The 14,899-nt window shown below is 45.5% G+C and carries 14 protein-coding genes; 7 read left to right on the top strand and 7 right to left on the bottom strand.

All coding sequences use genetic code 11. From position 1 onward, the window contains the following. Positions 1 to 197: 197 nt before the first annotated feature. Both ASG85_RS01180 and ASG85_RS01185 read right to left on the bottom strand, forming a co-directional pair. A complete protein-coding gene (locus ASG85_RS01180; RefSeq protein WP_082562020.1) occupies positions 198 to 1,934 on the bottom strand; it encodes an AAA family ATPase in 1,737 nt (578 codons plus the stop codon). A gap of 77 nt (positions 1,935 to 2,011) precedes the next feature. Beyond that, the gene (locus ASG85_RS01185; protein ID WP_057301664.1) at positions 2,012 to 2,302 is read right to left on the bottom strand and encodes a hypothetical protein; all 291 of its coding nucleotides are present in this window, start codon (positions 2,300 to 2,302) and stop codon (positions 2,012 to 2,014) included. A 650-nt stretch (positions 2,303 to 2,952) separates the two neighbouring features. On the opposite strand from ASG85_RS01185, the gene ASG85_RS37530 reads away from it, so the two are divergent. Further along, a complete protein-coding gene (locus tag ASG85_RS37530; protein WP_156396368.1) occupies positions 2,953 to 3,123 on the top strand; it encodes a hypothetical protein in 171 nt (56 codons plus the stop codon). An 88-nt stretch (positions 3,124 to 3,211) separates the two neighbouring features. Here the strand turns inward: ASG85_RS37530 and ASG85_RS01190 are convergent, their stop codons facing one another. Further along, complete coding sequence (locus ASG85_RS01190) at positions 3,212 to 3,496, bottom strand: hypothetical protein (RefSeq protein WP_047672726.1); 285 nt, start codon at positions 3,494 to 3,496, stop codon at positions 3,212 to 3,214. 184 nt (positions 3,497 to 3,680) lie between these two features. On the opposite strand from ASG85_RS01190, the gene ASG85_RS01195 reads away from it, so the two are divergent. Further along, positions 3,681 to 4,175 (top strand): GNAT family N-acetyltransferase, encoded by a 495-nt coding sequence (locus ASG85_RS01195; RefSeq protein ID WP_057303574.1) that lies wholly within the window; start codon positions 3,681 to 3,683, stop codon positions 4,173 to 4,175. Positions 4,176 to 4,180: 5 nt separating this feature from the next. Here the strand turns inward: ASG85_RS01195 and ASG85_RS01200 are convergent, their stop codons facing one another. After that, positions 4,181 to 5,215 carry a WD40/YVTN/BNR-like repeat-containing protein gene (locus ASG85_RS01200; RefSeq protein ID WP_060645150.1) on the bottom strand — a complete coding sequence of 345 codons (1,035 nt, stop codon included), beginning with the start codon at positions 5,213 to 5,215 and terminating at the stop codon, positions 4,181 to 4,183. Positions 5,216 to 5,406: 191 nt separating this feature from the next. Between ASG85_RS01200 and ASG85_RS36585 the strand changes: the two genes are divergently transcribed. Beyond that, complete coding sequence (locus ASG85_RS36585; protein ID WP_063860113.1) at positions 5,407 to 6,441, top strand: polysaccharide deacetylase family protein; 1,035 nt, start codon at positions 5,407 to 5,409, stop codon at positions 6,439 to 6,441. Between the two features lie 51 nt (positions 6,442 to 6,492). On the opposite strand, the gene abc-f is transcribed toward ASG85_RS36585, so the two are convergent. Continuing rightward, entirely contained in the window at positions 6,493 to 8,340 is a 1,848-nt protein-coding gene (abc-f, locus tag ASG85_RS01210) for a ribosomal protection-like ABC-F family protein (RefSeq protein ID WP_060645151.1), read from the bottom strand. A gap of 388 nt (positions 8,341 to 8,728) precedes the next feature. Here abc-f and ASG85_RS01215 point away from each other — a divergent pair, with 388 nt between their 5' ends. Continuing rightward, a complete protein-coding gene (locus ASG85_RS01215) occupies positions 8,729 to 9,745 on the top strand; it encodes a CobW family GTP-binding protein (protein WP_060645152.1) in 1,017 nt (338 codons plus the stop codon). A gap of 73 nt (positions 9,746 to 9,818) precedes the next feature. On the opposite strand, the gene ASG85_RS01220 is transcribed toward ASG85_RS01215, so the two are convergent. After that, on the bottom strand, positions 9,819 to 10,277 hold the full coding sequence (locus ASG85_RS01220) for a Fur family transcriptional regulator (protein ID WP_036634240.1): 459 nt from the start codon (positions 10,275 to 10,277) through the stop codon (positions 9,819 to 9,821). A 156-nt stretch (positions 10,278 to 10,433) separates the two neighbouring features. Between ASG85_RS01220 and ASG85_RS01225 the strand changes: the two genes are divergently transcribed. The 3 genes from ASG85_RS01225 (at position 10,434) to ASG85_RS01235 (ending at position 14,037) form a co-directional block, all read left to right on the top strand. Next, the gene (locus ASG85_RS01225) at positions 10,434 to 11,453 is read left to right on the top strand and encodes a permease (RefSeq protein ID WP_057303570.1); all 1,020 of its coding nucleotides are present in this window, start codon (positions 10,434 to 10,436) and stop codon (positions 11,451 to 11,453) included. A gap of 25 nt (positions 11,454 to 11,478) precedes the next feature. Then, positions 11,479 to 12,507: a TIGR03943 family putative permease subunit gene (locus ASG85_RS01230; protein ID WP_057303569.1), complete on the top strand. Its 1,029-nt coding sequence runs from the start codon at positions 11,479 to 11,481 to the stop codon at positions 12,505 to 12,507. 612 nt (positions 12,508 to 13,119) lie between these two features. After that, complete coding sequence (locus tag ASG85_RS01235; RefSeq protein WP_063860115.1) at positions 13,120 to 14,037, top strand: transposase; 918 nt, start codon at positions 13,120 to 13,122, stop codon at positions 14,035 to 14,037. A gap of 636 nt (positions 14,038 to 14,673) precedes the next feature. Here the strand turns inward: ASG85_RS01235 and ASG85_RS38825 are convergent. Next, positions 14,674 to 14,841, bottom strand: a complete 168-nt coding sequence (locus tag ASG85_RS38825) for a hypothetical protein (protein WP_235550055.1) — start codon at positions 14,839 to 14,841, stop codon at positions 14,674 to 14,676. Positions 14,842 to 14,899: the final 58 nt, after the last annotated feature.

Here is a 14,899-nt window from a genome sequence, read left to right on the forward strand (position 1 = left end):
GGAGAAGACTTACGTTTCCCCATAAGTTCTTCGTCCGGTTTCTCCTCTCCCATGAGGCGATCGCGCAAGCGGTCGCCGTTATTATTTTATAATACAGATTGCTAAAAACCCTTATTTTTCTATAAGGGTTTATTTCTGTATGCTTCTTATTAGATAGTGTTATTCAGTTATACTAAAAAGAAAGATAAATCGAATGTTTATTCGGAATCCTTCGTTTCGTTGGCGTCCTCCTCCAGCCGGTGTTCCTGAGCAACTTGTGCCAGGGAATCAATAACCGCCTGGGTTTTTACCTCAATTGCCTCTGGCCGACTACGGCCATACAGCCGTACATAGATCTGCTCAATCTCCTCGCCGGTTAGATCGCCTTGCTTTAGCAGCTCCGATGCAATGGCGTGGACGAAGTCGACGTGTTCCCTTACTAAATTCTTTACTTGGAGCATCTGATCCTTCAGAAGCTCGTTAATCTTTGGCCGGAGTGCCTTGAGTGCATCGGCACGAGAGCCCGTCGCAAGCCAACTGAATAGCTCATCGCCCATACCTACCATACCGAGGTAGGCACCGGCCATCTCTGTAGCTTGCTGCAGGTCGGAGGTGACACCGTTTAATTTTTTCCCCAAATACACCTCTTCCACCGCCCGAGCTGCCAGACAGACTTGAATCTCCGCTAATATCTCACTATCGCTTCGGTTATACCGTTCATGCGTCGGCTTGGTGGCAGCGAGACCGAGCGCGCCGCCCCGGCGGATGATCGTCACTTTCCAGACCCGGTCGTGAGGCTTCAATAGGTACTGGGCCACCGCATGACCGGCCTCATGGTAGGCGACATTCCGCTTCTCGTCGTCTCTCATGGAGCGGAGCGGCTGTTTGAGTCCCCACTCATAGGTTTCCATGGCAGCACGGAAGTCCTCGTAACTGGCTTCCTGGGCCCCCCGTTGGTGGGCGATAACAAGCGATTCGTTGACAATATGTTTGATCTGCGCAGGGCTGTAACCGACCGTATCGAGCGCTGCTGCTTCCGGAGTTAGCGTAGAGTCCCTCTTCACCTTCCGGAGATAGTATTGGAAGACGTCCACCCGACCATCATAGTCAGGGGTATCGACCCAAAGCTGCCTGTCGAAGCGGCCAGGCCGGAGCAGTGCAGGGTCGAGTACATCGGGCAGGTTGGTCGCAGCGACTGTCAGCACCGCCGGCCGCTCTGCTTTCTTGCGACGCAGCCCCAGCGACCGAAGCATCTTGGAAATCTTGGAGTTGTCGATGTTCGGCGGGTCCATCTGTAAGAGCAGCTCATTAAGCAGGCCAGAGCCGCCGCCCATGCCGAACATTCCTCCTGCTGCTCCTGCTCCCGCCTGGCGACTCATCCCGATCGCGTCAATCTCGTCGATGAAGATGATGCAGGCGCCATACACAGTCGCCAGCTTCCGGGTCTTCTTGTAGAGGCCCATTACCTTCAGGTTGCCGACGCCGAAGAACATGTTCTGAAAGCTGGGAGCCGAGGCATAAGCAAAAGGCACCTGCGCTTCGTTAGCGATCACCTGAGCCAGGTAGGACTTACCGGTGCCAGGAGGACCGCAGAGCAGCAAGCCTCTGATCGCCTCACCACCCATTTCCTTGAACTCCTTTACGCCTTTGAGCAGGGTGACGATCCGTTTGGCATTCTCAACGATTTCGGGGTTTCCCCGGTAGTCATCCCAAGTGGCCCCAGTCTCTCCAGGCAGAATCCAATACGTGCGTCCACGAGCTAGGAACCAAAAAAGGGCTACGAACTGGACAATCATGAACATGATGGCAAAGAGCAGCTGCATCACAATACCGATAATAGTCAATGCGATATTCCAAGATGTCGGTCCTCCTGCCCATAACAGTATGCCGGTTAAGACGAGCGCTGCGACCCATAGGATGAATGTTCGCCACTTGATCCACTGATATCTCTTCATGGACTCACTTCCTTTAAGACGGTTTGTATTATTCTATGAAAACCATAGGCCTCCCATGAAGGAAGGCCACAGTCTTATTATTGAAATTTTCTTTTAATGTCCAATACATACTTGAGAATTACTGCGATACCTCCAACGAAATAAAAAATCACAAGAGTCCACCCCGTAGGATCAGCTGGAATCAAGGATAAAACAATCTCTAATGGCAGGACATAATATAGAACATCTTTCAAATAACCTAATACAAAAGTTGGGTCAAAAGAGCCTTTCCAAAAGGATTGGAAAAAGGCGATTAGAAAATCAATGATCATTAATCCAAATATGGCCCACATGGTGTACATCATCCAGTCTGCAAGTGTAAATGTCATTTATCATCACCACCTTCCTACATACTATGCTAGGAATGTTGACATGATACAGCTTTTCCTTAATCTGCAGATTTGTTTTAAATGGAGTTCGGCGCCACATTAATGTTATTCTTTAAATACAAAAAAATGGAGACTAACCCTTAGCAAAAGCACTTTCTCTCCTCTCCCTTGAGGTGATCGCGAAAGCTGGGCCTTGTTATCTTTTTAGTGTTTGTGGGACTCATTCATTTCATCTCAACTCAAAACGATTAAATGAAAAAAAGCCGCTAAGTGCGGCTTTTTTTATTTAGAACCAGTAAATTCTATACCATTCTTTCTAATTGATATATCTATAAATGTTTTATTCTTCTTTGTTGTCCCACTATTACTAAGCGTCATATTGATAGTGTAATCTTCTTTTTCCCAATCCGCCCTTATAAACATATCAGCACTTGTAATTCCATTGTAAATGATTTCATTACCTTCATCCTTACTCTTTTCAATAAAAATTTCAACAATCTATCCATACATATCTCCTTCATTATTTTATTCCTAAATGAATTTTCAAAACCTTGTATTCCCTCCTACACACTTCATGTGATATGATAGAAACAAGAACATACATTCTGTTTATTTCGCATTCATCTTACAGTCAGAAAAGAAGGTATCCTATGAAAGATCACACAATTTTTGAACGTTTGCGCAACAAATATGCGGATGAAGACAGGGCCAAGCTGGTCATGCTGCAATTAAGAACGTTAATGGAGAAGAAGAAAAAGAAGAAATGGTATCAAAAATGGAAGACGCCGACAAAAACGCAGCCATCGAGTTGGAACGAATAACAGGCATGAATTTAAATTGTAGAAAATCAGGAATATAAATAGAAGCTTTCCTTTAGTAGTAGAACTACTGAGGAGAGCTTCTTCGCCTTTAGTTGCTTCTTTTTCGTGAATAATACAATACGCCGAGATAATGCGCTCCTGTGAATAGGGTGAGAATTCCAAAGAATAGCAGGAACCCTCCTTCACGATCACGGAAGAAAAATTGCAGAACGAAAAGCGCAAGTGATATTTCGCTCCAGAGAAGTGTTCTTCTTTTGAGCTGGGTTAGATCCGCAGTAGATCTACTTATTTTGCGAAGATTCATGAATGTAAGACCAGCGAGTACGATTACGCCAATGACGATCACGAGAATGTAGCTTGAATTGCCCGACATGTGACTCCCCCTATTTCCGATGGTTCAACTTTATCTTTTATGAATAGTAAGACAATATATCTAAGATACATGGAATATGATTAGATGTCTATTTCGAATTGTCCTTTTTAAAAAGGATTTCAGCTTCTTCCGTGGAACATATTGGGAATATGTTGTCTAAATCTCACAGCGAGGAGCTTACACCATGTCTACCCTATCATTTAAAAAATTAGAAGAGTCCGATATTCCCCTTCTAATGGATATTTACAATCATTTTGTCGTGCATACGACTGTTTCTTTTCACACGGAGCCTGTAGAGATCTCAGAATTTACGGAGAGTGTTATTCATCCGAACCCGCGTTACCAAACTTATGTGATAACTTGGGACGGGAGCCTTCAAGGATATGTGCAAGTCATGCCGCATAAGAAAAAGCAAGCCTATGATACCACCGGGGAAGTGACGATCTATTTGCATCCAGAATGCACGGGCAAAGGATTGGGCTCCGCAGCCATTCAGTACATAGAAACGGTCGCCAAAGAGCGCGGCTTCCACGCTCTGATCTCTACAATTTGCGCGGATAATAAACCTAGTATTCATATGTTTACGAAAAATGGCTATACACAGTGCGCTCATTTCCGTGAGGTTGGCTTTAAATGGGGCCAATTTCTCGATATCGTTACCTTTCAGAAAATCATATAAGAGGTTTATGACGTTAGTAAACGCCAGTTCATCCCTCCGTCTGTCGTTCGCCACAAATCCCTAGCATCCAAAAGCCAGCCACTAGTCGCTGTAGGAAAACTTAATTGTAAACTCGCAGCTAGCGGCTGGAATGTGCTAGGAAATTCGTGTTGGCTCCACGTTTTGCCTCCATCAAATGTCCGAAGGAATTGCCATGCTTTCTCATTATTTTGAGGATTCGTATGCAAGAGGATGAACCCATTTTTTGAATCAGTAAAAGTAATGGCCCGCGGCGCAAGGAAACTCGGCAGCTTGCCTGTTTCTTGCCATGTCTCCCCGTCTGTCATATGATACAGCATCGATACTTCTTTATCCTTCTTACTGGGCCCAATAAACCAACCCTCAATGGCTGAACGGAACGTAAACACGCCCTTCTCTTCTATTGGCATTGAGATGCGGCTTGATGCGGACCAAGTCAAACCCCCATCTTGTGTTCGAAGGAGCATCATGACTTTACCACTCTGGAACGCAATCAACCCTCGATGTCGGTCAAAAAAGCGAAAAAACGGCACTTCTCCCCTAGTCTCTAATCCAGGTAAGTCCTGTGCGATTACCTCCCATGTTTGACCACCGTCTAAGGTTAATCGAAGTTCTGATTTTTCATCAGACGATTCACTGGCAAGCAGCCAACCCGTTAGAGAATCAAAAAAAGAAATCGCGCTCGGCATGATCGTTTGAGGCAATCCACTCAGAGCCCGCCAGGTTATTCCACCGTCGCTGGATTTCAAGAATTGAAGATCGCGGGCGCCCGAAGCGACACCATATCCATGAAGCTCATCCACGAATGAAATTGCTTTGGTTGGTGTTAAGTGTATAGGTTGAACTTGATCTTGAATGCCAATTTTTTCACCTGCAAAGACCGAAAAATCATTGTCACGTTTTTGAGTTGTAGAAGTCATTAGATTCGGAGAAGGAGTTGAGGCTTCCTCATGAAAGCAACCTGCACACAGCAGAAAAACCAGCAGTACAACTAATTTGTTGTTGCTTATCAAGGCTTTCATGAACTCAATCCTCTCCTTTCTTGCTGCAAGTACTGCTTGGGTATATGTAAAGACGGTCCATGATTCAAAATAGTTCATACGGGATATTTCTTGCAGGGTATTGTGTCTATTGATACCGTTATTTTCACTGGATAGGATGTCCCTTCTTAACAAAAGCTAGAGCATATTCATAATGCTCGGAGGGGATTGCCATGACCAAATGGCTTTGGTCCATCGCCATCGCAGGCTTGCTAGCGACAGGCTGCGGTGTGTCCAAAAATAAGCCTTATTACGATCAACGCTCTACACAAAATTCTCATGTAGAAGAACAAGATTTAACAACAGATTCTAGTCTCAGCAACGACGAAATTGATACTGAGCCACTTGCGAGTCCGAGGAGCATGAATAGTCCACTTTCTGCTGGAACACCCACGTCCTCAGCTCAACCAGAAGCAACACCTGCTGCTTTAACACCCAAACCTTCACCCAAACCTAGCCCAAAAAAAGCAGCAGTGCATCCAGAGTCTTCTAAGAAACCTTCTGTTCCTGTTCAAAAAAATCAAGGCCAAGCTAGAATTTCTCAGAAAAAGCTTACACTCTCTCAACTGGTCGTAAAATATCCAGATACCTTCAAGGTACGCGGCTCTGCACAGGAAAAGAAAATAGCGCTAACCTTTGATGACGGGCCTGACACCCGATTTACGCCAAAAGTGCTTGATGCGCTTAAAGCGAGCCAAGTTAAAGCAACCTTTTTCGTACTTGGTTCTCAAGCTAACGCCCACCCTGATATGATTAGGCGGATTGTCAAAGAAGGCCATATCATTGGGAATCATTCCTACAGTCATGCGAATCTGCCGAAGCTGACGGTGGACAAATTCCAGAGTCAGATTATGAGCACAGAGAGCGTGCTGCAAGGCTTAATCGGCTATGCACCTAAGCTAATCCGCCCGCCGTATGGCGCGATTAACGAAGAGCAGGTCAGATGGATCGCTGACCACCATTATTTGATCGTGAACTGGAATGTCGATTCCCTTGACTGGAAATCACTGAACTCCGATCAGGTGCTGAATAATATCATGCAGCAAACGAAGCCTGGTTCTATCATCCTTCAGCACTCCGGAGGTGCTGACAGTCAGGATTTGTCGGGTACGGTACAGGCTATCGGACCGTTGATTAGTAAGCTCAAAGCAGCTGGTTACACGTTTGTAACCGTACCTGAGCTGCTTCACGTCGCAAAAAGCAAATAAGCCGGAAAGCGCATCCTGAGGGTGCGCACCCGGCTTATTCTTTTTATCCACTTATTCTTGCAGCTCCGAGAGCCTCGTCTTGATGTCTCGGATGATCTGAAGCTGCGCAGGGGCGTTCTCGGGGCTCCACGCCCCCTCGCTCATGAGCTGCGCCAGCGTTAACTCCAGCTGGCGCCTTTCATTGGCTCGCGCCAGCAGCTCCGGCGAGCTCTCACTCGCCAAGCTCGCCTCCGCATACTCATCGTAAGTGCCTGAGAAAGCGATTGGGCTGCGCTCCGCGCTCAGCCACAATAGCTTTGTCGCCAGCTTACGAAGGAAAAAGCGGTCATGCGAGACGATGACCATGGCGCCGGGATAGCGGAGCAGCGCCTGCTCAATTCTCTCCCGAGAATCAATATCCAAATAATTCGTCGGCTCATCCAGCACCAGCAAGTTCGCGCCGCTGAAGTAAAGCTTGAGGAAGGCGAGCCTGCAGCGCTCGCCCATGCTTAAATCACCGATGCGCTTGCGCACCTCTTCGCCTGAGAAGAGGAAGCAGCCCAGAATCGTGCGGGCTTGGGTCTGCGTCATGGCAGGCAGCGCCAGCAGGCTGTCCAGCAGCGTCTCGCCATCGTCGAGATGTTCGAGCTTCTGCGAGAAGTAGCCGATCGACGTCTGCGGGTGCTGTCGCACCTTGCCGGCAGTGGGCTGCAGTTCACCGACGAGCAGCTTGAGCAGCGTCGTTTTGCCTGAGCCGTTGGGGCCGAGCACGGCCAAACGGTCGCCGCGGTCTACGCTGAGGCTCAGCTCAGCGAACAACTCGCGTTCGCCGTAGCGGAACGCGGCCCGCTCCATGCGCACAAGCGAGCGTGAAGCGAAGTCGCTCGCGCTCAGCTTCACCTTCAGGTGCGCCGCTTCCCGCGGCTTCTCCACTCGGTCCCCTTCCAGGCGCTCCAACTCCTTCATCTTCGCGTTCATCCGCGACACATGCGTGCCGGCTCGCGCCTGAAAGTACCCGCGCTGTATCGGCACCTCAGCCACCCGAGCGTTTTTCTCGCCCTGATGGAACCACTGCCGATACGTGCGAATGCTCTCCTCCAGCTGCTCCCGCAGAAGCTGCTGCTTGCGATAGAGCTGCTCCTGCGTACGCAGCTCTAGTTCTTTTTGGCGGGTGTACTCCGTATACCCGCCCCGGTATTTTCGACTACCTGTAGGCGTCAGCTCGACCAGGCAGGTCGCCACACGATCCATGAAATGGCGATCGTGGGAAACGAACACGACGGTGCCCGGATAGGCTCGAAGCCACGCTTCGAGCCATTCGAGCGACGCCGCGTCGAGGTGGTTGGTCGGCTCGTCGAGCAGCAGCAGCTGCGGCTCGCGCACCATCAGACGCGCTAACTGGGCGCGCGTCTTCTGCCCGCCGCTCAGCTGGCCGAGCGGCTGATCCCACAGCTCGCGGCCGAGTCCGAGCTGCAGCAGCTTCCGTTCCACTTGGGTTTCCCAGTGGTAGCCGTCCAACCCCATGTATCGCTCTGCCGCCTCCTGATAGTCGGCAAGCAAGCTCTCCATGCAAGGAGCAGCCGCATCCTGCATCCGCGCCTCCAGCTCTTTCAAGCGACGCTTCGCAGCACAGTGCTCTGGGCAGCCTTCCTCGACATAGGCGTGTGTGGACACCGCCTCATCAGCCTCTGTCTGCTGCCCCATCCATCCCCACTGATCGAGCCGCAGCCTGCGTTCCACACTGCCTTTATCCAGCTCCAGCGTCCCTGCCAACAGGCGAAGCAGCGTCGTCTTTCCTATGCCATTGCGGCCATAGATCGCGATCCGCTCCCCTGCATTCACTTCCAACTCCACTTGTTCAAAAAGTGGTTTCCCTGCAAATTCCTTCATCACATTCGTTGCTTTTATTAGTAAAGTCATAGACTCATTTCCTCCTTTAAATTCAAATACAAAAAAACCGCAAGCAATCGCCTACGGTCAGGAAGAACAAGTCATGATTTTGGTATGCAAAGAACAGCAACCCCTAATGGAGTCAGCCCCTTTAGACATACGTATCCCACTCGCTCTACCTGCACAATCGTAGAGTCTGCCTATCAACGAACATTTTCGTTTTAGCAGAAAAAGTTAGGCTACATACTTCATCGTCAAAGGGTACCTCCGAGTTCTTCAAGATGGCTTTATTATAACATAGCCTCCTAAGCACTCAAGGTAGAAAATTATTATAACCATCTTGCAGCCTGCCCTTTTTTATACTACAATTCAATTCGTAATAATTACTTTTTAATCCCAAGACGAAGGAGTCCTTTTTTTGAGCAAAGTTCCCGTTATCGTACTGAGTGGATTTCTAGGCAGCGGCAAAACAACACTGCTCATCCGCATGCTTGAAGAAGCTGCCTCCTTTAATCTCAACCCGGCTGTTCTTATGAATGAGCTTGGGAAACAAGATGTAGATGGCCATCTCCTCCAAGAAGCCTCACCTGATGTTAACATGGCCAAACTGCTCGATGGCTGCATCTGCTGCAGTAAGAAAAGTGATATTAATGATTCCATTAAACAACTGTTAGTGCGCAAGCCTGACGTCATTCTCATTGAATTAACCGGTGTTGCCAACCCAGAGGAAATCGTCGATGCATTGACCGAGCCTGCACTACTTTCTCATGTGAAACTACATAAAGTCGTCACCATACTTGACGCCGAAAACGTGCTTGAATATAACAGTATTTTCGCCTCGGACCGAGAGCTTGTCCATACACTTCGCAGACAGATGGAAGTTGCGGATCTTCTTATTCTGAACAAAATCGACTTAATTACTGATAAACAACAGAGATCTATCGAAAAAACAATTCGCAAATTCAATGAACGCTCCCTAATACTGCCAACCGCACATAGTCAATTTGATTTAGAGGTTATTTTCGGCACTCTCAGTCCACAAGAATCACAATCCACCGTCTCGTCCAATTTTAATAAAAAGTTTCAATTTCAAGCTATTAAACCTGCACAGCCGTCAAGCGAGAAATCAAAACATAACCCATCGTTCTCACGTATTCAAACAATTACAATCCCTATGGATGAAGACCTTGCCTTGTCACAGCGCTTTGTAGAACGTTTTTTAGCAAAATGGGGCTCCCTACTACTTCGCGCGAAAGGTTATTTGATGATTGGCGCTAAGCACGAATCCTTTGTTATGCAATTCGCAGGCAAACGCACGAACTGGCAGCAGACCACTTTCCAGGGAACGCCTTATCTCGTACTCATAGGTATGGATCTGGATGCAAAAACCCTCGAAGATGACTGGCAAAAGCGATTAACGGAATCCCAACTATAAAAGCAATACATACCAAAAAAAGCAGTTCCGCTGAGTTCACCTTCAGCAGACTGCTTTTACATTCCATGACTTTTTAATGCAACTCCGAAGAGGGAGAAATGCCCGACTTACAATCTGAACAGTATCCAAATATCTCAAAACGATGGCTTTGAATTTCAAAACTCTCCGGCAAATCCTTCACCAGCTTCATCGGACAGAACTCGAAGGTAACCGTCTTTTCACAACTGATACAGATCATATGGTGATGATGATGAGACAAACAACTCGCCTTGAATTTCAAGCCATCCGCCAAGTGAAACTGCTCCAGAACACCCATCTCACTCAACAATCGAAGATTACGGTAGACGGTGTCAAAGCTCACACCAGGATATTTAACTTTCATGTATTCATAAACGTCTTTTGGCGACAAATAACTTCCGGATTCAGCGAATAACGTTGCCAAGCTCCTGCGCTGCTCTGTAATTCTCCACCCTTGCTGAGCCATAGCCCTTAGCATCTCGTCAATCGTATGCGTATGAGTGCCCACTTGCATTACCCCTCTGTCATAAATTGTTCTATTAACATAGTGCAGCAAATGGACCTCATACGTCAAGTAGACGAACATCTCGTCCTTAACAAAGTTGTCCTATTCCCCTTTCATTCATCATAGGTTACAATAGTAATAATTATGATTAAGGAGTCTTCGTCAATGCCCACTACTGTCTTTCGAGCGAGCATGCATGTTATAGTCGCTATCTGTTTCCTTTTAATTGTGCTTATCCTTTTAAACAACGACATGCCTACACTGTCCCCGCTAACAACAGAACGCATTCAAGCTTTCAAAACCATGTTCATCAGCATCCTATTAGAAGCTATTCCCTTCATTTTACTAGGTGTATTGCTTTCTTCCTTGCTCCAAACGTTCGTATCCGAGCAAACCATACGCCGTTTCATTCCCAAGAACCCTCTTCTTGGCATCCTGTTCGCCTGCGTTCTAGGAATCCTATTCCCAATGTGCGAATGCGGCATGATTCCTGTTGTTCGAAGACTAATACTCAAAGGAATGCCCGTCTATATCGCAGTCGTTTTCATCGTAACCGGACCTATCATTAACCCTATTGTATTCGCTGCTACATTTATGGCTTTCCGAAATCATCCCGCAATCGCTTATTCCCGCATGGGATTGGCTTTTGCTGTTGCCATAATAATCGGACTCATCCTCTACCGTTTTATCAAAAGTAATCCGCTGCGCATAAGCCGCGCCAACTTTTCAAGTGAAGAAGCGTTGGAGGGTCATCAGCACCAGGGTAGCGGCATATCCAGTAAGTTAAATACATTTTTCGTTCATGCTTCTGATGAGTTTTTCGAAATGGGTAAATATCTCGTCTTCGGCTCCCTGCTCACCGCACTGATTCAAATTTTTATGCAGCGCGAAAGCCTGCTTGCCATTGGTCAGGGCCCTATCAGTTCCCATTTGTTTATGATGGGCTTCGCTTATATTCTTTCTCTATGTTCCACATCGGACGCTTTTGTCGCTTCATCTTTTCAAACGTCATTTACGTCTGGTTCACTTCTTACTTTCTTAGTTCTCGGCCCTATGCTTGATTTCAAAAGCACACTTATGATGCTTTCCGTTTTCAAATCCAAATTCGTACTCCTACTATCAGCATTAATTCTTATCACCGTGCTGGGTTGTTCACTGCTTTTGGAACGCTTTTCTAACTTTTAAAGTCATAAAATTAGGAGGAATTGACATGAGCGAAGTCCGATTAATAAGTTTTCATTATTTCTTTCGTACGTTAATTTTGCTTGGTTTTTCCAGCTATATCGTAATTCTCACCAAGACAGATTCCCTTCAATACTACATAGCTCCGCGTATGATGATTTATGTCAAAATCGCCTCCGTTATCCTTTACATCATCGCCTGCTTTCAAGGCTACATGGCACTGCGTGCTTACTGGGGCAAACCAGTTGCTTGCGAATGTGAACAACCAGTTTCCCGCTCAGCCTTGCGCAATACAGTTGCTTACGGACTGCTCATTCTTCCGCTGTTAATAGGTTTCCTGCTGCCTAATACAGCATTAAGTAGTGCTATGGTAGCTGCCAAAGGGATGAATCTCTCTGCTGCGAAAGCTAGTATAGCCAAACAAAATACAGACCTGATCACCGATACTGGCTCCTCAACAGGGGAGAAGGCATCCAACCAGGCAACTGCGGCTGCTCCAAGTCCCTCAACAATTCCTCCTGTTAACAATAGCACAGCTATCAGCCCTGTTCCTGCTTCTAGTACTGAGACTCCAACAATCGCTAAATCCGATGCCGAGCTCCAAAAGATGTTCCACGCTGATAACGAGTGGGATGAAGACTTTTCCAAAATCGGCATGATCCTATACAAAAAAGACACCATCGTCGTAAAACCAGAAATATACATGGAAATCCTTTCGTCCATTGACCTTTTCAAAAACAACTTCATAGGTAAAAAAATCGAACTCACCGGCTTCGTCTACCGCGAAGAGAACATGCCCAAAAGCCAATTCGTCGTCGGACGCTTTGCTGTAAGCTGCTGTTCCGCGGATGCTACCCCTTACGGAGTCATGATTGACTTCCCGACCGCTCAAAACTACCCCAAAGACATGTGGGTCAAAGTCACAGGTACCATCCAAAACGGCAGCTACAACGGAAACGAAATCTTCACCATAAAAGCAACCCAAATCGAAAAAACCGCAACCCCCGACTCACCGTATATATACCCAAACTTCGAACCGCTCAAAGAACTTAACTAGTCAGCACAACTAACGATAACCAAACCAAAAAACCATCAGGACCACTCTTCATGATCCTTGATGGTTTTTTTCTCCACCTTGCTACTTTTCAATTAAAATTCAATACTGCAGTTCCATCATGTTCTTAATTCTAATTGTTTTATGTTCTTTATTTAACCAACATACATTCGTCATACCTCTTATCTCTTACCTCTTATCTCTTATCTCTTATCTCTTATCTCTTATCTCTTATCTCTTACATCTTACATCTTACCTTACACCTCATATCCACACCTCTTACCTCTACTTCTAACTTCTTACCTAATACCCCAACACTACAATTTCCATAAAAAGGAAATAACTTCAGCTATACATCTACTTCAAACTCATATATAGTCACTATCCCCATCACTCATTATGTCTATATATATCCATTTCTGAATTCTTTGTCCTAAGATCCGATCGAATTTACGACTTTCTTACCTTTAAATATTATTTAAACCCCACCAGAACTTTTTCTGAGACTTTCATTTAAATCTCCTGACTCTATGAATTAGAGTTGATATAAGAACAAACATTCGGTATAATGAATTAAGAACAAATGTTCCATACCAACTTAATTGAGGTGTCATAATGGAGACGAACTATCATTTACCAAGCACCCTGGAGCAGTTCCAGCAGCAATTCCCCACTGAAGAAGCCTGTATAGATTATTTTTTTTCGGTTAAATGGCCCTCTGGTTTTTCATGTCCTCATTGTGGGCATTCGCGTTCCTATATAACTATTACACGCCGACTCCCCCTTTATGAATGTCTTCAATGCCATCACCAAACATCCCTTACAGCTGGAACTATAATGGCAGGCAGTCGCACATCTTTACATAAATGGCTTACAGCAATTTTTCTGATAGCGCGTACGGAACAGGGCACGAATGCTGTCGCGCTCTCCAAGATTATTAGTGTCACCTACAAAACAGCCTGGCTCATCCTCCACAAAATTCGTCACGCCATAAGTACAGCCGACCAAGGCACACTACTCTCGGGTGTCATCCAAGTAAACTCGGCTGTCTATGGAAAGCCATATAACCCTTACTTCCGCAACCATCCACAGGAACACTATCTTCTAGCAGGCTCCTCCCTTAACATTCAGGGCGAACCTTCCTATATCAAACTCAAACTTGTTCCCAAAATACATGTAAAAGAAAAGATTTTTCAACGATCCGCAACATCGGATTTCACCCAACAACATGTCCAATCACATACAAACAGCATCGAATTTATTACTGGACGCTTTAGTTCAAAAAAATTCCGCGCTCTCCTTGCATTCGCTGCACAGGCCGGTAAATCTATTAACAATACTTTCCATGGCATTGGCCAAAAGTATCTACAATATTACCTAGATGAGTTTTGCTATAAGATAAATCTCACTTTACACGAAGCCCCCATCTTTCAGCATTTGATACACTTATGCACAGTACCTCATGTCAGGTTAAACCTTTTCACTTCCCAAAACACGCACATGTGCCCTAATAGCAAGATTAAAACAATGTAGCCTTAAGCATCCTATCTTATAGGGTAATGTTCATCCTAATAGCAAGAGTATATTAATGTAACTTTAAGTGTCCTATCTTGTAGGATAATTGGTTTCTCACTCCCCCCCAAGTTGGGGTAACACTCACTTGGTTTTATTGGTGATATACGAATGCAGAATACAGGTGGGATTTTAGTTAATACACTACACCCTTGCTACTTTAGTTTAACCTGAGGCAAAGGGATAGTGGGGATAATGAGGATAGCAGGCATAGGCATACATACATAGGGGATAGGTACCAGGATAGTACTTAAGCGTTTCCTTAGACATTAATGAAAAATTATTTAACTACCGGTTCTAACCACTCTCTTCTCTTCTCTCACCCTCTCTTATTTACTCTTATTTACTCTTATTTACTCTTATTTACTCTTATTTACTCTTATTTATTCTCTCTTTTTACTCTCTTTTACTTTCTCTTCCTCTCCCTTTACTATCTTCACTATTTTTACTTTTTTTACTTTCTTTTACTTTTTTACTTTCTTTTACTTTCCTTTATTTTCCTTTGCTTTCTTCACTCTCTTTACTTTTTAACTCTCTTTACTTTCTTTCACTTTCTTTCACTTTCTTTCACTTTCTTTCACTTTCTTTCACCTTCCTTTATTTTCCTTTTCTTTCTTTTCTTTCTTTGCTTTCTTTGCTTTCTTTGCTTTCTTTGCTTTCTTTGCTTTCTTTGCTTTCTTTGCTTTCTTCGCTTTCTTCGCTTTCTTCGCTTTCTTTGATTTCTTTTACTTCCCTTACTCCCCTTTCCTTCAACACCTGAGCCAAGGGGATAGTCATCATATTCCCCACGTTAGAGGATAGGTAATGACCCACGTAACAAGTA

Source organism: Paenibacillus sp. Soil724D2 (assembly GCF_001427935.1).
Taxonomy (GTDB): Bacteria; Bacillota; Bacilli; order Paenibacillales; family NBRC-103111; genus Paenibacillus_E.